This window comes from Hymenobacter aranciens (assembly GCF_030580865.1).
GTDB classification, from domain to species: Bacteria; Bacteroidota; Bacteroidia; order Cytophagales; family Hymenobacteraceae; genus Hymenobacter; species Hymenobacter aranciens.
On the sequence record NZ_JAUQSY010000004.1, the window covers coordinates 1 to 19,437 of the forward strand.

6 protein-coding genes are annotated in these 19,437 nt (G+C 66.9%); 2 read left to right on the forward strand and 4 right to left on the reverse strand.

Going from position 1 to position 19,437, the window contains the following annotated elements:
• On the forward strand, positions 1 to 141 hold a 141-nt coding region (locus Q5H93_RS24160; protein ID WP_369810997.1), incomplete at its 5' end, for a helix-turn-helix domain-containing protein.
• 80 nt (positions 142 to 221) lie between these two features.
• On the opposite strand, the gene Q5H93_RS06725 is transcribed toward Q5H93_RS24160, so the two are convergent.
• The 3 genes from Q5H93_RS06725 to Q5H93_RS06735 all read right to left on the reverse strand — a co-directional run bounded on the left by Q5H93_RS06725 (position 222) and on the right by Q5H93_RS06735 (position 2,790).
• Entirely contained in the window at positions 222 to 470 is a 249-nt protein-coding gene (locus Q5H93_RS06725; RefSeq protein ID WP_305005740.1) for a T9SS type A sorting domain-containing protein, read from the reverse strand.
• Between the two features lie 25 nt (positions 471 to 495).
• Positions 496 to 1,707, reverse strand: coding sequence for a hypothetical protein (locus Q5H93_RS06730; protein WP_305005741.1), 1,212 nt, complete (start codon positions 1,705 to 1,707; stop codon positions 496 to 498).
• Positions 1,708 to 1,818: 111 nt separating this feature from the next.
• The gene (locus tag Q5H93_RS06735) at positions 1,819 to 2,790 is read right to left on the reverse strand and encodes an NAD(P)/FAD-dependent oxidoreductase (RefSeq protein ID WP_305005742.1); all 972 of its coding nucleotides are present in this window, start codon (positions 2,788 to 2,790) and stop codon (positions 1,819 to 1,821) included.
• Positions 2,791 to 2,932: 142 nt separating this feature from the next.
• Here Q5H93_RS06735 and Q5H93_RS06740 point away from each other — a divergent pair, with 142 nt between their 5' ends.
• Positions 2,933 to 3,778 carry an N-acetylglucosamine kinase gene (locus Q5H93_RS06740; RefSeq protein WP_305005743.1) on the forward strand — a complete coding sequence of 282 codons (846 nt, stop codon included), beginning with the start codon at positions 2,933 to 2,935 and terminating at the stop codon, positions 3,776 to 3,778.
• Between the two features lie 203 nt (positions 3,779 to 3,981).
• On the opposite strand, the gene Q5H93_RS06745 is transcribed toward Q5H93_RS06740, so the two are convergent.
• Positions 3,982 to 18,999 carry a right-handed parallel beta-helix repeat-containing protein gene (locus tag Q5H93_RS06745; RefSeq protein WP_305005744.1) on the reverse strand — a complete coding sequence of 5,006 codons (15,018 nt, stop codon included), beginning with the start codon at positions 18,997 to 18,999 and terminating at the stop codon, positions 3,982 to 3,984.
• Between the last annotated feature and the right edge of the window lie 438 nt (positions 19,000 to 19,437).

Genomic DNA, 19,437 nt, shown 5'->3' on the forward strand with positions numbered 1-19,437 from the left:
CTCGACCGCGCCCGCCAGCTGCTCGAAGCCCAGGCCCTGCCCACCGTGGCCGAGGTCGCCTACGAAGTGGGCTTCCCCAATGCCAGCCACTTCACGCAGCTGTACAGCAAACGCTTCGGCAAGAAACCCAGCGAGTATTAACCAGGTTGCGAGCAGAACGAAAGCGCCCCGGTCAGATGACCGGGGCGCTTTCATTAACAAGCTGAATTGATGACGGGAGCTTACTGCACCGTCAGCCGCCGGGCCGTAGCGCCGGTGCGCAGCACGTACACGCCCGGCGTGAGGCGGACGGGCAGGGCCAGCAGGGCCGTGCCGCTCTCATCGGCAGTAGTGGCCAGCACCTCGCGGCCCAGGCCGTCGAACACCCGCACCGGGGCATTGGGGGCCGCGCCCACGAGCGGGGCGCGGCCGGTGGCCGGGTTGGGGAATACGCTCAGGCCCGCCGGGGCGGCCAGCTGCACCGTGCGCACGGGCGAGTAGCTGAAGCTGCCGTCCTTATCTACCTGGCGCAGGCGCTAGTAGAGCGTGGTGGCGCCCACGGGCAGCTGCTCGTCGAGCAGCTGGTACTGGCGCGGGCTGCTGCTGCGGCCGGCGGCGGCCAGGGTAGCCACGCGCCCGAAGGCTCTGCCGTCGCGGCTGCGTTCCACCTCGAAGCGGACGCTGTTGGTTTCGCTGGCCGTGGCCCAGCTCAGGCGCAGGGCGTGGCGGCCGGCGGCCGTGGCATCGAAGGCCGTCAGCGTGACGGGCAGCGGCGGGGTGTAGATAGGGGGCAGCTCGCCGAGGAAGTCGGTCTGGCCGGCGGCGGGCGTGGTGAACACGAAGCTGCCGAAAGTAGCCGTGGGCACGGCCGCGCCGGCCGGGTACAGGTTGGCGCCGGACAGGGCCAGGCCGTAGCTTTCGTCGTTGCCGGGGCCACCGTCGGCGCGGGCCTACCATGCTGGCGGCGCTGCCCGCGTCGGCATAATTGGCTACTACCACGTCTTTGGTAGCAGCGGTGCTGGCGCCGGCCAGCGCCTCGGTGCCCGCCGTGGTGCCGCTGCCGCCCAGGCGCACGGTGTTGTTGTCGCTGAGGTTGCTGGTAATCTGGCCGGTCACGTACACGTTGGTCACGCCGTCCACCGTGGCCGTGGCAATGACGTAGCCGGCGTCGGTTTCGCGGCCGCCACCCACCTGGCTCCAGTCGAAAGTGGCCGAGCTGCCTTTGTCGGTGTACTTGTCTACCACGAGGTTGCGGGTGTTGGCGGTACTGGCGCCGGGCTGCACGATGGTGCTGGCCGTGCTGCCGGTGCGGCCAAAGCGCACCAGGCTGGCGTCGGCGGCGCTATTGGTAATGACGCCGGTTACGTACACACTGGTGCCGCTGGCGGCGATGTCGTAGCCGATATCAACGCCCGTGCCGCCGGCCATGTGCACCCAGCCCAGACTGGCGCTGGTGCCGTTGTCGGTGTACTTGGCCACCACAATGTCGTATTCGTTGGCAGTGCTGGCCCTGGGCTGCGCCACCGTCGTCGTGCCGCTGTTCTGCACGCTGCTGCCGATGGTGGCGTCGGTCCAGGTGGGGGCCTGGGCTACCGGCAGGGTCAGCCCGAGCAGCAGGCCAGCATCCGGCCAGAAAGGGGAGCGCGCCGACGCGCCCGCGCCCGGGCGCGGGCGCGAAGTGAGTGTAGTTGTTGCATAGTGGGTTAGATGAGAGACCCCACCGGACACCCGAAGTTGCTTTCGCTCCCTCAGAACATCAATGGCATTGCATTAATTTACAAACACATCCACTATACCACAGTCCTCATCAGCCCAACGCCTGCCCACCCGCTGCCGGGGCTAGCGCGGGCACTCTTCCCGCGTCAGGTTCTCATTGAGGCACATGCCGGCCTTGTTGCCCTCGGCGGCGGCCACCAGGGCCTGCTGCTGGCCGGGCGTGGTGTCGCCGGCCGCAAAGAGGCCGCGCACGCTGGTCTGGGCGTTTTTATCGACCCACACCGCCCCGCTACTCATAATGCGGGCGCCCAATTCGGCAGCCAGCGGGCTGCGCTGGTGCTGCGGCGCGTGCAAAAACAGGGCCGCCCGCTCCAGCTCCTCGCCATTCTCGAACTGCAGGCAGCGCAAGCTGCGCCCCGGCCCGCCCACGAGGCGGCTGATTTTGTCTTCGTACACCCGGATACCCTGGCGGTGCAGCCGGCGCCGGGCGTGCTCGCTGAGGTTGCCGGGGCCGTCGGTGACGACTATCACATCGCGGCTCCAGCGGCTGATGAGCAACGCCAGCCCGGTTACCTGCTTGCCCTGACCGTACACGGCCAGCGGCTGCTGGCGCACCTCGTAGCCGTGGCAGTAAGGGCAGTGCAATACCCCCACGCCCCACAGCTCCCGGAAGCCCGGCAGCGGCGGCAGCACGTCGGCCACGCCGGTGCACAGCAGCACCCGCCGCGCCGTGCAGCGGAACGCGGCGTCGGTATCGGTGCGGCGGCCCCGCGCTTCGAAGCCGCGGCCAGTGGGCAGCGGTTTCAGCTGGTCGATGCTGAGGCAGGCGTGCGTTACGGTGGCGTAAGGCTTAAGCTGCTCCAGGCTCAGGTGCAGCAGCTCAACCGGCTTGATGCCGTCGCGCGAGAGAAAGCCGTGGACGCCGGGCGAGCACTCGTTGCGCGGGGGGCCGCCGTCGGCCAGCAGCACGCGGCGGCAGCAGCGGCCCAGGGTGAGGGCGGCGGCCAGCCCCGCCGGCCCCGCACCTACTATTAATACGTCGTAATCGAATTGCGCGAGGGCGGCGGGCAGGCGCGCCGGGGAAGAAGCAGTCATACACAAGGCCGGACAATTGGCGGAGGTACGGGCGGGCGGGCGCTGGTGTTCGGGAAGTAGCGCGAACTTTGTAGTTCGCGTCTCCGCGCTGTTCGAACCGTTGAATCGGCGCGGGGACGCGAACTACAAAGTTCGCGCTACTATGCTCCTTATTGCCGACGGCGGCTCCACCAATTGCCAGTGGTGCCTGGCCGATACCACCGGTCCGCGCCAGTATTTCCGCACCGAAGGCTACAACCCCTACGCCGTGGGCACGGCCGCCATCGTGGCCTCGCTGGGCGCGGCCCTGCCCCCTGCCCTGCCCCGGGCGCGGGTGCAGGCCGTGCATTTCTACGGCGCCGGCATCACCGATGCAAGCAAGGCCGAAGTAGTAGCGGCGGCTCTGCGCCAGCTGTTTCCGCAAGCCCGCGTGACGGTGGAGGAAGACATGCTGGCCGCCGCCCGCGCCCTGCTCGGCCGGCGCGCGGGCCTGGCCGCCATCCTCGGCACGGGGCAGAATTCGGCCCTTTACGACGGCCGACGCCTTACCCACACCGTGGAGGGCCTCAGCTACATCCTGGGCGAAGAAGGCGCCGGCACTTACCTCGGCAAGCGGCTCTTGCGCGACTTCCTGCGCCAGCGCCTGCCGCCGGAGCTGCACACGGCCTTCGCCGCCAGCTACCAGCCTGGCCCCCTGCCCACCGTGCTCGACCGCGTGTACGCCCAGCCGGCACCCAACCGCTACCTGGCCGGCTTCGCGCCCTTCGCGCACCAGCACTACGCCCACCCCTACTGCCAGGCCCTGGTGGAGGAAGCCATGGAAGCCTTCTTCACGCAAATCATCACGCAATACCCCAATTACCAAAGCCACACCTTCAACTGCATAGGCTCGGTCGGATACGCCTTCCGTGAGGCGCTGGCCGCCGCCGCCGCCCGCCACGGCATGCCGATGGGCACGGTGCTACAGTCACCCATCGAGGCGCTAGTGGACTACCATTTGGCTGACTAAATACAAGCTTGCTCCGCTTGCCTATAAAGTAGCCACCCGCGAACCCCACCGGGGTTCTCCGTTGCCCATTTGCTACGTCGCTTTCACGGCAACTGGCTACGGTTTTCGTCTCGTTCTTTGCCCACGAAAAAGGCCCTTCCGATTGTTCGGAAGGGCCTTTTGGCGTTCGTATCAACTCCCCTCGGGAGGCTCGCTAGCGGAGCTTAGTTCTTGATGAGGCGCTTGGTCAGCGTCAGGGTCGTGCCATCGGCGGTGGTGCCGCGCAGCAGCACCGTGTAGGTGCCGTTGGCTACTTCCGCCAGGCTCACCTGCTGCGTCAGGCCGCCCTCTACGTTCAGGCCCACAATCACGCGGCCCGTAGCGTCGAGGATGCTCACCGAGTAGCGGCCGCCCGGCACCTGGCTCAGGTCGAGGGTGGTTTCGCCCACGGCCGGGTTCGGGTACAGGCTCAGCACCGGTGTCGTCGGCTTGGTGAAGGCGATGGTGCGCACGGGCGAGTAGCTGGTAGCGCCATCCACGTCCACCTGCTTGAGGCGGTAGTACACCGTGCCGCTCACTTTGGCGCCGATGTTGGCGTCGGTCAGGGCGTAATTGGTCGGGGTGGCTTTGCTGCCCTGGCCTTTCACTTCGCCAATCTTGGCGAACGTGCGGCCGTCGAGGCTGCGCTCCACGTCGAAGTGGTCGTTGTTTTTCTCCGAGGCCGTCGTCCAGGCCAGCACGCCGTCGAGTTTCACGGCTTTGGCGGTGAACACCGTCAGCTCAACCGGCAGCGGGAAGGCGCCGAGCGTGAAGCTCACCGGCTGCGTGGTCACGCCCCCGAACACGTCGGTCGTGGTGATGTTCACGGTGTAAGTCGTGGCCATGGGCGGGTTGGCCAGCTGGGCGGCGTTGCTCACGAAAATCTGGCCCGTGGTCGGGTTCAGGCTCACGCCGGCGGGCAGCGCGTTGGTCGGATTGCTGGCGGGGCCGGTGGGGGCCAGCACGGCGTTGGTGCCCGAGGTGGCCAGACCGTTGCGCGGAGCACCGGCGGTCACGAGCGTGCCGTTGGCGTTGTAGATGGCCCCGGCGCTGTTGTACTGGGCGCCGTTGGGGTCAATCACATAGGCCAGCACGTCGTTGGTCACGTAGGGATTGGTATTCGTGTTCGTCTTCACCGGCGTCGTGGCGTACACCGCCAGGTTGTCGGTGGCCGACTGCACGGTGTACAGGGCCGGGCTGCTCACGGCGCCGAGGTTGTCGGTGGCTTGGTAGCTGAAGAAGACGTTGCCCGTGTAGCCGCTGGCCGGGTCGAAGCGCAGGGTGTTGGCCTGGGCCTGGGTCAGGCTCAGGGCAGCGTAGTTGGCGGTCGTCACGGCCACCGGCGTGCCGCTGATGCCGTCGACGTTGTTGTTGTAGTAGAGCACGCCCTGGGCGGTCGGCAGCACGCTCAGCAGCTGGTAGGTGCTCACGGTGCCATCGGCATCGGTAGCTGCCAGCGGCGAGATGAGCAGCGCCTCGGTCGAAGTATTGCCGCGGGGCGCCTGCAAGCTGTTTACTACGTTGCTGGCCACGGGCGTCTGGTTGGCGCGGGTGGTGGTCAGGCTGGCGCCGTTGTTGCCGGGGTTGCTTTCGCCGGCGGCGGTCACGCTGGCCGTCAGGGCCAGGCTGCCGGTGGCGGGCATGGTCACGTCGAAGGTGTAGGCCACGGCGTTGGTGGTGCCGGCCGCCAGGTTGGCGATGGCGGGCCAGGTGATGGTGGTGCCCGTCTGGGTGCCGCCGTTGCTGATGTTGGTGGCCGTTACGCCGGCCGGCAGGGTCACCGTCGGCGTCACCGAGGGGGCCACCGAGGGGCCATTGTTGGTAGCCGTCACCGTGTAAGTGTTCGTCGCACCGGGCAGGCTGCTGGCCGGGCCGCTGAGGCTGGTCACCGCATCGTAGCTGGCGCTGATGGTCGTCGTGGTCGTGTTCGAGTTATTCGTCAGCACGTTGTCGCTGGTTTGCGAGCTTACGGCGCTGGTGGCGCGCACCGAACCCGTAGCCGGGGCTGCGAAGGTGGCGGTGTAGCTGACGGTGGCCGTGCTGGGGGCGCTGGCGATGAGCGGCCAGGTAACCACGCCGGTAGCCGGGTTGTAGGTACCCGAGTTGCTCACCGTCACGCCGGTGAGACCGGCGGGCAGCTGCAGGGTCGGGGTCACGTTGGTGGCAGCGGCCGGGCCGTTGTTGGTGAAGGTAGCCGTCACCGTCAGGCTGGCGCCGGCCGTGATGCTGGCCGGGGCCGCCACCGTGGTGGCTAGGTCGGCGGTGGTGCCCGTTACCGGGGCCACGCTGGTGGCGGTGCTGGCGCTGTTGTTGCCGCCCACGGGGTCGGGGCTGGTCGAGGTGACCGTGGCCGTACCGGCCAGCTGGCCGCCGGTCGCGCTGGGCATGGTGAAGCTCACGTAGTCGCCCACGCTGGCCCCGCCGCTCAGGGCGCCGATGGGTGCGAAGGTTACCACGCCGGTACCGCCGTCGTAGCTGCCGCTGCTTACCGTTACGCCGTTCAGGCCGATGGGCAGCTGCAGGGTGGTGGCCACGCCGGTGGCGCCGCTCGGGCCGTTGTTGGTCGTCGTCACGAAGTAGGTCACCGGGTTGCCCACCACGGCCGTGGCCGGGCCGCTGAGGCTGACGGCCACATCGGCCGCGCCGGCTACGGCCGTGCTCACGCTGGAAGCGTTGTTGGTGGTCATGCCATCCGCGGTGGTGGCGCCGGTGGCGCTACGCACCGTGAAGCTGGCGGCGGGGGCGGCGAAGCTCAGGGTGTAGGCCGAGCTGGTGCCAGCCGCCTGCGTGGCGAGCGTGGTGAAGGTCACCAGGCCGGTGGCGCTGTTGTAGGTGCCAGCCGGCAGGCCGGTGGCGGCGTCGAGGATGGTTACCGTGCCGAGACCGGCGGGCAGCTGCACCGTGCGGGTGACGCCGGTGGCCGTGCCCAGGCCGTTGTTGGCAAAGCTGGCGGCGTAGGTCACCACCTGGCCGGCGGTGGCGTTGGCCGGGCCGCTCACGAAGGTGGCCACGTCGGCCGTCGGGGTTACCGTCACCACGGTCGAGGCCACGTTATCCGCCAGCACCGTTTCCGAGGTCTGCGTGGTGGCCGAAGCCGAAATCAGCAGCTGGCCGTTGTTGCCGGCGTTGGCCGGGGCCGTGAACACGATGGTGTAGCTGGTGCTGGCGCCCGAGGCCTGCGAGGTGATGGCCGGCAGGGTCAGCAGACCAGTTACGGCGTTGTAGGTAGCGCCCGAGGGCAGGGTCGTGATAGTGAGGCCGGGTAGCAGCTGCACGGTTGCCGCTACATCGGCGGCGGCCGAGGGGCCGGCGTTGCCCTGCGTCACGGTCACCGTTACCGGCGCGCCGGCGGCTACTGCCTGCGGCGTGGCGCTCACCGTAGTGTACACGTTGGCGCGCGGCGTCGTCGGGGCGCTGATGGTCAGGCTGGTGCTGCTGGCCGCGCCATTCAGGTACGCCGTGTTGTTGGCGGTGTTAGTTTCGCCGGCCGGGGCCGTATTCGGCGTCACGGTGGCTACCGGGGCCAGCGCGGTGCCGGCCGTAGGGGCAGTGAAGCTGATGGTGTTGGCTACCGTCTGGCCGCTGGGCAGCGAAGCCAGGGCCGGGAAGCTCACCAAGCCGTTGCCGCTGTCGTAGGTGCCGCCGTTGCTCACGAACACGTTGGTCAGGCCGCCAATCAGTTGCACCGTCTGCGTGGCGGTGGTGGCGCTGGGGCCGTTGTTGGTGGTCGTCACGTTCAGCGTCACCTGGTTGCCTTGCACCACCGTGGCCGGACCGTAGATGCTGGTCAGCAGGTCGAAGCTCGGGGTGATAGCGAGGCTGGCCGACTGCGTGTTATTGGCCGTCTGGCCGGCTTCGGTGCTGGTAGTGGCCACGTTGGCGGTGGCCGTTACCGGGCCGGTAGCCGGGGCGGTGAAGGTAATCACCGAGGTCAGCGGCGTGCCGTTGGCAATGGTCGTCGGCGACGGGGTGTAGGTCACCACGCCGGTCGTGTTATTATAGGTACCGCCGTTGGTGGCGCTCACCGTGCCGAGGCCGGCGGGCAGCTGCACCGTGCGGGTCACGCCGGCGGCCGTCAGGGCGCCGTTGTTGGCGAAGCTCACGTTGAAGCCCACGCCCGTGCTGCCCGCGGCTACCGACGCCGCGATGGGCGTGATGGTGGCGGCTACGTCGGCCACGGCGTTCACCGTCGCGTTGATGGTGCTGGAGTTCGGCGCCGGGTTGGTGCCTTCCGCCGTAGCAGTCGAGGTGCTGCTGCTCACCGCCGCCGGGCCGGCCGTAGCCGGCGCCGTGAACGAGAAGGTGAAGCTGCTGCTGGCGCCCGCGGCAAGCGTGGTCACGTTGCCGAAGTCGATGGTCGAGCCGCTTACCGTACCGCCCTGGCTGGTGATGGCCGTGGTTTGGGCCGTCGTCAGGGTGGCGCCGGCGGGCAGCGTCACGGTGCGCGTCACGGTGCTGGCGGCGGCCGTGCCCACGTTGGCGTAGGTCACGGTGTAAGTGCCGGTGGCCACGCCGGTGCTCAGCTGCGTGGGGCCGCTGATGGTGGTCGTCACGTCGGCTACCGGGGCTACCGTCAGGTTCAGGGTCGAGGCGTCGTTGCCAGTGGCACCGTTCTGGCTGGTGGCGGTGCCGGTGTTGCTGGCGATGCTAGCCGCGCCGCTCGTGGCCGGAGCCGTGAAGGCGAACACGAACGACGACGAAGCGCCGCTGGCCACCGAGGTCTGGGTGCCGAAGTTAATCGTGGTGACGGCCGTGGCGCCGCTGCCCGTGGTCGAGTAGCTGCCGGTGTTCACGCCGTTGCCGGTCAGGCCGTAGGTCGTGTTCAGAGCCGTTACCTGGGCGGGGCTCAGGGTGGCGCCGGTGGGCAGGGTTACGGTACGCGTCACCGTGGCGGCCGTGCTCGGGCCGTTGTTGGTGAAGGTGGCCGTGTAGTTACCGGTGGCCTGCCCCTGCGAGATGGTGGTCGGGCCGGTGATGGTCGTCAGCACGTCGGCTACCGGCGTTACGGCCGTGCTCGTCGTGGCCACGTCCGGGCCCAGGTTCAGGCCCTGGCCGGTGGAGGTGCCGGTGGTGCTGGTCACCACCAGGTTGGTACCCGAAGCGGCAGCCGAAGGCGTCAGCGTGAAGGTGTAGCTGTCCGAATTGCCCGAGACGATGGTGCCGCCGGGGTACGTCAGGGTCCAGCCCGCAGCCTCGCTGCCCGTTACGGTGGCGCCAGTGGCGCTCACGGCCGAGGCCGTATTGGCCGGAATGGTCACCACGCGGGTCACGCCCACGGCCGTGCTCGGGCCGTTGTTGGCGAACACTACCGTGTAGTTGCCCGAGGGTACGCCCGTCAGCAGGGTGGCCGGGGCGGTCAGGGTGGTGGTCACGTCGGCGATGGCGCCCACGGTGTAGCTCACCGTCGAAGCGTCGTTGGCCGTGGCACCGTTCTGGCTGGTGGTCGTGCTGGTGTTGCTGGTCACGGCAATGCTGCTGCCCGTCGTCAGCGGACCGGGGGTCAGCGTGAACGTGTAGTTGTTCGACGTGCCGGTGGCGAAGCTGGCCGCCGTGGCGTAGGTGATAGTCCAGCCCGTGGCGAAGCTGCCCGTTACGGTGCCGCCAGCGCTGCTGGTCACGGCCGTGGCCGTGTTAGCGGGGATGCTTACCGTGCGGTTCACGCCGGCCGCCGTGCTGGGGCCGTTGTTGCCGAAGGTGACCGAGTAGTTACCCGAGGCCTGGCCCGCCGTGAGCGAGCCGGGGCCCGTCAGGCTGGTATACACATCGGCTACCGGCGTCACGTTCACCGTCGAGGTGGCCGAGTTGGCGCCGGAGTCGGCACCCTGGCTGGTGCTGGTACCGGTGGTGGTGCTGGCTGTAATCGAGCTGAACGAAGCCGGCACGTTCGGGATGGTCACCGTCACGTTGGCGTTGGCGCCGCTGGCGAGGGTGGTGGGCGGCGTGGTGAAGGTCACCGTGCCGGTAGCATTGTCGTAGGTAGCGCCCGTGATGGTGACGCCCGTGCCGAGGCCGGCGGGCAGCGTCAGGGTGCGGGTGTAGCCGGCGGCCGTGTTGGGGCCGGCGTTGGTGAAGGTCACGGTGAAGGTGAGCGTGCCACCGGCATTCACCGGCGAGGGCGACGGCGTGATGGTGGTGGCCACGTCGGCCACGCCGCTCACCGGGATGGTGTACACGGCCGTGTTGCTGATGCCGCCGGCGGCATCGGTGGCCGAGAAGTTAAACGTGGCATTGCCCGCAAAGCCCGACGTGGGCTGGTAAGTCAGCTGGCCGATGTTGGCGACGGGCACCACCGTGGCGGCCGTTACGGGCGTGCCGTTGTAGCTCAGCGTGCCGCTGCTCGGCGCGTTCACCGTGAAGCTGCTGATGGCCGCGCCGGTGCCGTTGAAGCCGGGCGTGGCGCTCAGGTTGGGGTTCAGCACGGCCGCGGCGGCCGTGGTCAGCACGGCCACGTTGGTGATGTTCTGGGCCAGCGGGTTGCTGAAGGTAACCGGCGTGGGCGAGGGCGTGTCGCCGTGCGAGGTGGCGGGCAGGGTGGTGCCGTTGGTGCTGGCGTCGCCGTCGAGCACCTGGGCCGGGGCCAGCGCGGCGCCGTTCACCAGGATGTAGCCGGCGCTGGGGCTGTTGCCCTCGGTGCTGGCGTACACGGTGTTGTTCTGGGCCGTGGTCGGGATGGCGGCCACGCTCGGGTAGGTCACGCGCACCGTGTAGGTGATGGTGCTGGTGGCATTGCTGGCCAGGGCCGTGGTGCCGGCCAGCAGGCCGGTGCTGGTGGTGCCGTTGAAGCCGGCGTTGGTGGCCAGGGCGGCGCCGCTGGTCACGGCCGGGGCCGTCACTACGGTTACGCTGCTGGCATTGGGGAACGACGTGCCGGCGGTGTTGCTACCGTCGTTCAGGAAGTTTACAATCTGCACGTTCGGGTCCGAGGTCACGCCGGTGTTTTTCACCGTGGCGGTGTAGGTCACGTCAAACGAGGTGGCGTTCACGCGCACCGGGGTGGCGGCGCTCAGCACTACGTCGAGGCTCTGGGTGGGGAACACGCAGGAAGCGCCGTCGGACTGCGTAGCCAGGCCGGCCGAGCCGATGAGCGTCGCCATACCGGTCGAGGTGCTGAAATTCACTAGGTTACCTTGGTTGGTAGCACCGTAGAGGCCACCGGCCGCGTCGAAGAACAGCGAGCCCATGTCATCGCCGGCCGTGGCCGGAGTGCCCAGCACGGTCACCGTGCCCGTGTTCGGGTCGATGCGGCTCATGCCGTTGGCGGCACCGGTGCCGGTGGCGTAGTAACGGTTGCCGTAGAGCTGATTGTCAATCGGGTTGTAGGCAATGTCGCCGAAGTTCACCGGCGAGCTGAGCGTCAGCGTCGAGATGGCCAGCGTCGACACCGTGAGCTTGGTGATGGTGCTCGACGTGTTATTCACCAGGTAAAGCACCCCGTTCAGGTCGGCCGTGGCCGAGTTGTAGCCGCTGGCCGAAAGGCCGCTGATGGCGCCCAGGCTTTGCACGCCGGTAGTGCTGAGGCGGTAGAGCGTGTTGTTGCTCAGGCCAAACGCGTAGAGGTAGCCGTCGGCGTAGTTGAACGACAGGCCGTTCAGGGCCACGCCCGCGTCGTAGAGCGTGGTGCCCACGTAGGTTACGGTGCTGCCCGTGCTGGTGCGGTCGAGCCGCTCCAACACCGACGACAAGCCACTGGCCGACTGACGGATGCGGTAGAACACCGAGTTGCAGGTGAAGGCCGGGCCGGCGATGGTGATGTTCAGCGTAGCCTGGTCGGGGGCCGTGTTGGCACCCTGGCCGGGCGAGCTCAGGCCGATGTTGCTGGTCAGCGCGCCACCGGCGGCCGGGGGCGTGAAGGAGAACGTGAACGAGTTGGTAGTGCCCGAAGCCAGCGTGCCCAGCGTGGGGTAGGTGATGGTGTTGCCCGATACCGAGCCGCCGGTGGCGGTGATGCCCGTGGAGCCGGCCGGCAGGGTCACAGTGCGCGTCACGCTGTTGGCCGTGCTGCCGCCGTTGTTGGTATAGGTTACGGTGTAGCTGTTGCTGCCCACGGCCAGCAGGGCGCTGGGGCCGGTCAGGGTCGTCGTCACGTCGGCGGCCGGGGTGATGGTCACCGTCGAGCTGGCGTTATCGTTGGCGGTGGCGCCGTTCTGGCCGGTGGTGGTGCCCACCGTCGAGCTGGCCGTCACGCTGGCGAAGGTGCCGGGTACCGAAGCAATGGTTACCGTGGCGTTGGCCGTGCCGTTGGGCGCCAGCGTGGCTACCGAGTTCAGGGTCACTATGCCAGTGGCATTATCATAGGTGCCGGTGCTACCGCCGCTGATGGTCACCGTGCCCAGGCCGGCCGGCAGCGTCAGCGTGCGGGTGAAGCCCTGGGCCGTGTTCGGGCCGTTGTTGTTGTAGCCCACCGTAAACACCAGCTGCGAGCCGGCATTCACCGGGTTAGCCGAGGGCGTGATGGTGGTAGCCACGTCGGCCACCGCCGTTACGGGGATGGTGTAGGTGGCCGCGCCCGCCGTAGCCGTGCCGGTGCCGGTGCGGTTGGTGGTGCTGGTGATGCCGTTGGCATCGGTCACGGTGTAGGTAAAGGTCTGGTTGCCCGAGTTGGGGGCCGTCGGCGTGTAGGTCAGGGTGCCCAGCTGGGCGGCCGTGATGACCGTGCCCGCCGTTACGGGCGTGATGCCGGTGCCGGGGTTGTAGTTCAGCGTGCCCTGGGCGGGCAGCGTCACGATAGTATAGGAGGCAATGCTGTTGCCGGTGCCCGAAGCGGTGCCGCTCAGGTTGGGGTTCAGCACCGTAGCGCCGTTGTTGTTCGGAATGCTGATGTTGGTCACGTTCTGGGCGATGGGCGGGGTGTTCACCGCCACGTTGCCCGAGAACTCGGAGGTAGCGCCGCTCAACGTAGCCGTGGCCGTGAGCAGCGTGCCAGCCGCCACGCCCGGCAGCGAGCTCAGCGGAATGCTGTAGCTGAAGCCGTTGGCGTTGGTATCGGAGCCCTGGGCGAAGCCGTTGATGGCGCCCGGGCCGTAGCTCTGGCCGGTGGCCGCGCTGTTATCCACGTTGCCGGTGGTGGCGCCTTCGGTCAGGGTGAGCAGGAAGGTGCGGCCCTGGCCGAAGTTGGCACCGGTGGCGTTGGGGGTAGCCGGGTTGGCTTGGCCCACAAACAGTTCAATCGTAGCGCCGGCTTTGGCGAATCCGCTCAACACCAGGTTGGTGCCCACGATGGTGGCACCGCGCAGAATCGGGTAGTTCACGAGGCCGTTGGCGCCGGTGGTGCCGCTGGCGTTGTTCAGCGTCACGTAGGGCGAGGTACCGGCAATTTCGCCGTCACCGTTCACTCCCAGGTCGATGCCGATGGCGCCCGAGGCGGTAGCCGTGCCGTTGAGGCCGGCTACGTTGCCGTTGTTGTAAGTCGAGTTCTGGCTAACTACCGTGCCGGTTACCGGCGAAGCCCCCGTATTGCCCAGCAGCTGGATGCCCGAGCCGTAGTTGTCGAAAATGACGTTGCGCGAAATCGTGTTGCTAGCGCCGTACACCCGCACGCCAGGCGTTTCGCTCGGGGCCAGGGTGGCCGTGCCGCGGCCGTTGTTGGCCACGGTGTTGTTGGTGAAAGTGTTCGAGCCCGCCGAGCGGTAGCTGTCGATGCCGACGCCGGCATTGTCGATTACGAGGTTGTTGGTAGCCGTGCTGCTGCTGCCCTGAATGTCGATGCCATCGAAGTTGGCGCTGGCGCGGCCGTTACCACGAATCTCATTGCCCGTGATGGTCACGTTAGTCACCCCGGCGTTGGTCGAAATACCCTTGCCGTTGGCGAAACCCATCAGGTTGTTGCTGACCGTGATGCCGGCAGTGCCACCGGTCAGGCGCACGTTGTCGGCCACGCTGGCCGTGCCCGGCACGCTGAAGGCCGTGGCGGTGGTGCCCAGCACGTTCTGGGTGATGAGCACATTGTTCACCGAGCTGCGGATGTTGGCGCTGTTATCGTTGTCGGCCGTGGAGCCGAAGCCGTAGATGGCCAGGCCGCGCACGCGGCTGTCGGCGCCGGCCAGGTCGAGGCCGAAGGCCACGGCCGTGCTGCCTACCAGCTGCACTTCGGGGCCGTTGAGGCGGCTCAGGGCGGTGGCCTGGGTGCCCACGGTGCCGCCGGTACCCAGCAGCACGTCGTTCGTGTTGCCGACGTTGAAGGTCTGCGTCGCGCCGTTGATGGCCGTGCTCGGGCCCGTAATCTGCGGCAGGGCGGTGGTGGGCGTAATCACGGCCACGCCGCTGGTGAGGCCGCTCACGAGGCCAGCCAGCTGGCCAGCGTTAGCCGCGCCGTTCGGAATCATGAAGATGCTGTTCTCTACACCAGCCGTCAGGCTCACGCCGGCGCGGCCGGCGGCCGTGGAGGTGGCGGCCAGGTCCTGGGCGTTGGTGTAGGAGCCGGCCTGGGCCAGGCTGGTTTCGCCGCCGAGGGCGTTGGCGTTAGTGATGAACTGGCGCAGCGAGCCCTGGCCCGCGTTGTTGGTGTTCACCACGAGGTCGAAGTTGAAGCCGAAGTCGGGGCCGGTGGTGGCGGTGGTGCCCACCGTCACGGCGCGCTGGCTTTCGGCGATGGTCGTGCCGGTGTTCAGGCTGGCCAGGGTGGCGTTGGTGGTGTTGGCGGCGGCATCCGTTTTCTCGGGCGCCTCGCCGCCCACGCGGGTGGTGGTGCCGTTGTAGGTCTGCACCGGCAGCAGGCCGGCCACGTAGCCGGTGCGCGAGCTGGTCACGGTGGAGTTTACCACGCGCACCGTGTAGCTGGCCGCCGCCACGTTGAAGGTGTAGAGGCCGGCGGCATCGGTGGTGGTAGCGGCTACGAAGTTGCCGCTGGCATTGTACAGCTCAACGCGGGCGCCGGGGCGCACGCTGGCGCCGGTAGCGGTGCGCGGGCGGCCCGCGCCCCCACCGTAGTTCACGTCTTCAAACACGTAGCCCGTCAGCGGTGAGGTTACCGCCACGTTGCCCGAAAACTCGGAGGTGGCTCCGCTGAGGGTGGCCGTGCTGGTGAGCAGCGCGCCAGGCGTGATGCTGGCGAAGCTGCCGCTGAGTGGAATACTGAAGGTGAAGGCGTTAGTATTGTCGGCGCCTTGATTGAGTCCGTTTACCGGACTGGTGTAGGTGCCGGTGCCCGTATCGGAGTCTACCCCGGCTGCGCCTTCGGTGAAGGTGCCCAGGTACGTCTGGCCCTCGCCAAAGCCCGAGGCGTCGGCTGTAGCGCCGGGGCTGAAGAATTCAATAACCGAGTTCGGCCGGGCAAAGCCCGACACCACCAGATTCGAGCCTGAGACCACGGCCGAGGTAATGACGGGGAAGTTCAGCAGGCCATTGCCGCCGGTGTCGCCGTCGCCGTTGTCGTTCAGGGTCACGAAGGGCGCGCTGCCGAGGTCTGCATTTTCGCCGCCAGCCAGCAGGTCGATGCCAATCTGGCCCGTAGCGGCGGTGTTGTTGGCCGACACAATGGTGCCGTTGTTATGAATAGAGTTCTGCGTGATGAGGGTCGTGCCGTTCACTACCTGCACGCCGGCCCCGTAGTTGCCGGTCGAGACGTTCTGGCTGAAGGTATTGCCGGTGCCGAAGAAGCGCGCGGCGGCCGTCTCTTGCGGGTTGGTACCCGTGTTGCCGACCCCGTTGCCGCTGAAAGTGTTACCCGTTACGTTGTTCGAGCCCGCGCTGTCGAAGCTATCGAAGCCCTGAGCCGCATTGTTTATCAATAGGTTGCCGGTAAACGTGCCGCCGCTGCCATGGGCATCCACGCCGTCGTAAATGCCATTGTTGCGGGCGTTGCCCCGGATTTCGTTGCCCGTCATGCTGACACCCGTCACGGCCGTAGCGATGTGTACGCCACTGCCCCCGGCAAAGCCAATCAGGTTGTTGGTGAGGCTGACGCCCGTGCCGCCGAATACGCGCACGTCGGTGCTGATATTGGCTACCGGTGGCACTGCGAAGCTGGTGGCGGCACTGCCCAGCACGTTGCTGGTCAAGGTCACGTTGTTGGCATTCGTCACAATGCTGCCGTTGCCGTTGTCGTCGATGCCGTTGCCAAAGCCATAGATGGCCAGCCCGCGCACGCTGGCGCCGGCGCCAGCAATGTTGAGACCAGTGGCGACGGCCGTGCTGCCCACCAGCTGCACTTCCGGCCCGTTGAGCTGGCTCAGAGGCGTGCTCTGCGTGCCCACGGTGCCGCCCGCACCGAGCAGCACATCGTTCGAGTTGCCGATGTTGAAGGTCTGCGTCGCGCCGTTGATGGCGGTGTTGGGGCCGGTTAGCTGCGGCAGTGCAGTTGCCGGCGTAATCACGGCCACGCCGCCGGTGAGTTGGCCAGCCGGAATCATAAAGATGCTCGACTCGACCCCGGCGGGCAGCGCCACGCCGGCCCGGCCCGCGGCCGTCGAGTTGGCGGCCAGGTTCAGGGCGTTGGTGTAGGAGCCCGCCTGGGCCAGTGAGGTTTCGCCACCCAGCGTGTTGCTGTTGACGATGAACTGGCGCAGCGAGCCCTGGCCCGCGTTGTTGGTATTGACAATAGTCGAGTAGTTGAAGCCGAAGTCCACGCCCGTGGTGGCCGAGGCCGTGGTGCCGGGCAAGGTGACGGCCACCACGCTCTGGGCCGTTACGCCGGGCGTGCTGCCGCTGGGAGCCACGTCAATCGAGCCCAGGGTAGCGCCTGCCGTCGTGATGTTGCCGCCGTCGTTGCGGGCGGGGTTTTCACCCCCCACGCGGCTGGGGTCGTTGTAGCGGTAGGTTTGCACGGGCACCAGCGTACTGACAGCCCCGGTGCGCGACGAAGTAACCGTGCCGTTTACCACCCGCACGGTGTAAGTGTTGCCGGCGGTCAGGTTGTTGAAGGCGTAGTTGCCGCTGGCGTCGGTAGTGGTGGCGCTCACGAACGTAGCCGTACTGCCCGAGCCATTGAACAGCTCGACGCGCACGTTGGGGCGGCTCACGCCGCTGCTGGCGGCCAGGGTGCGGCCGCTGCCGCCCCCGTAGTTCACATCTTCATACACGTTGCCGGCCAGGCCGGGCGCAAAGGCAACGGGCGTGGGCGCGGGCGCGTCGGCCGTACCCGTGCTACGCAGGGAAGGCTGGGCCGAGCCGTTGGTGCTGATGTCAGTGGCCAGGGGGTTGGCCGGGGGCGTCAGCGTGCCGCTGGTGGTTTGGGTGTAGCCGCTGTTGAGGCCGCTGGTTACGCTAGCGTAGGCCGAGTTGCTGGCCGTCAGCGGCACTTGGCCGGCGGGGAAAGTCACGCGCATCGTGAAGCTGATGGTGGCCTGCTGGCCGGCCGTCAGCGTCTGAGTAGCGCTGGGGTTGAGTAGCGCCGCCAGCGTGGGGCTGGTTGCCACGCCGGCACCTACGGCCGTGCCCTGGCCGGTATAGGCCGGGTTGGCCGTCAGGGTGCTGCCGTTGAGGTTAGCCACCGTGATGCTGCCTACCAGGGCCGCCGTGGTGGCGCCGGGGAAGGTGACGTTGGTCGAGCTGCCCCAGATAAAGTCGCTCACCTGCACGTTGGTATTGGTGACGGTGCCGGTGTTGCGCACGTACAGCGTGAAGCTTATGTCACGCTGGTTGGGGTTGCCGGGCACCAGGGCGGTGCTGGTCAGCTGCTTCACCACGTCGATGTACTGGCCGGGGTTGATGCAGCTGGCGCCGTCCGAGTTGCTGGCGCCGTTAATGTTATTGAGCAGCGTGTACACGCCCGTCGATTTATTGACGCTGTAAAACGCGCCGCTGGTGGCGGTAATGGCTCCCCCGGGCCCGTTGCCATAGGCAAACAGGTTGCCGCTGGTATCGAAGAAGTTCGAGCCAATGGGCTGCGTGGTATCGGTAGAAGTACCGCTGATGGTGACGACCGCGCCCGTGTTCGGATTGATGGAATACAGAATACCCGGCTGCGAGCCGCCGTACAGCAGCCCGCTTACCGGGTCGAAGGCCAGGTCATACACCAGAATGGAGGCCGACAGCGTGAGCGTCGTCACCGTTACGGGTGAGGTGCTCAGGTCGAGCTTATAAACCGTAGCGTCGTCGGCCTGCGACTTGAGGTAGAACGTGAAGCCGCGGTCGACGGTGCCAGCGGCCCACTGCTGCACGGGCAGCCCCGCCACAAAGCCCAGCGACTCGATGCCGCCCTGGCCAATCTTGTTGATTTCCACGAACGACGACGGCTGCTGCTCGCGCGAAGTGCCCGCCGTTACCGGGTTGCCGGTACCGTTGCTGGTATTACCGCGGTACGTCAGGGCGTAGAGGTAACCGTTGTTGGGCTCGTAGCCCAGGGCGTTCAAGGTGGCGCCCAGTTCCTGCTGCTGCGTGGTGGTGTAGGGCGTAGTGGCGCGGTTCACCGCGTACAGCCGGCTGGAGCTGCCCGACGAGCCGTTGATGGCCGCGTTGGCCGTCTGGCGGATTTGGTAAAAAGTACCGTCGCAGCTGAAAGCCGCCCCGGCACTGGCCGACACGGCACGCAGCACGATGGCCGTCACCGCAACCTGGTTGTCGTTGTTGTTGGTTGCCGTTACCGGGTCGGTCAGGCGCAGCTCCACGTTGGTCGTGTTGGCCGCCGTGGTGAAGGTGTAGGTCTGCTGCGTCCAGATGTCGCCGCCGGCACCCGTCGTTTCAAACGGCACCGTGACGGTGCCCAGCGTGGTGGGGCCCGTGGTTGCGCTGGTGCTGCTCAGAAAGGTAGTTTTCAGCTGAAGCTGCGGCGCTACCCCCGTGGCGCCCACCGGGGCCGCGTTGGAGTAGTAGTAGCTTACGGTGTACTGCGTGTTTGGCAGCACACTCACGTTTTGGTACCAGATGTCGGCGCTGGTAGTAGTGCCCCGGTACAACAGAAAGGTATTCAGCGTCGTAGTGCTCGTCACCGGATTGGTGGGCGACGACGGGCTGAAATCTGAGTACGTGCGCTGCGTGACGCCACTACCGTTGGTCGCATAGTTGGCCGCATCAATTTGCACGTTCACGTTGCCCCGGGCGGGGTTCGTGTCGGTATTGACGTAAGGCTGGCTACTCCGCCAGGCCCCTAGGTCGGTTCCGGGGGCCAGGGTGTAAGCCGTCGCATTAACTCCCGGGTAAGTGGCAAACCGGCCGTTTTGCACAATTTGCGGTCCCACCCCAGCCCAGGCCGAGGTGACAGCACCCAGCCACAGCAGCAGCAGTTGCGTCAGCAGCCGCACCCGTGGCACTCGTAAGGTTGTCTCCATAAATTGGAAAAGAAAGTGAATTGAAAAAATTAACTACTACTACAGAAGCCCGGTATAGTCTCCTCTTATTTGCACTTCAAAAGTATGCCCCTACCCTACACCACGCCCGATAATTCGATGAATTGAGACGATTTGCCGGTGAATGAACCGCCTGCATCGGGTAGCGAATAAGCTCTATTTGCTGAAAAACACTGCCAGGTTTTTGTACCATTCTGGGACGAATAAGCCGTGAGTTACGCTCCCCGCCAAGCGGTGGATTTATAGACTGAATTAAATTTTTATTAAAATACTTTGGGTTTAGTAACCGATGCCCTTCAGTATGGCGCTTCATGAAAGCCAAAAAGCCCTGAACTCCGGCCGCACAGAGGCACGGGGAGTTCAGGGCTTACAGAGAAGAGGGGAAGTAAATCTAACGTCACTAAATACAGCAGCGGGTTG

What these genes read in the sequence shown, in the direction of transcription:
- Q5H93_RS06735 (WP_305005742.1), bottom strand. Translation starts at nt 2,790, where the DNA reads ATGACTGCTTCTTCCCCGGCGCGCCTGCCCGCCGCCCTCGCGCAATTC.
- Q5H93_RS06740 (WP_305005743.1), top strand. Translation starts at nt 2,933, where the DNA reads ATGCTCCTTATTGCCGACGGCGGCTCCACCAATTGCCAGTGGTGCCTG.
- Q5H93_RS06745 (WP_305005744.1), bottom strand. Translation starts at nt 18,999, where the DNA reads ATGGAGACAACCTTACGAGTGCCACGGGTGCGGCTGCTGACGCAACTG.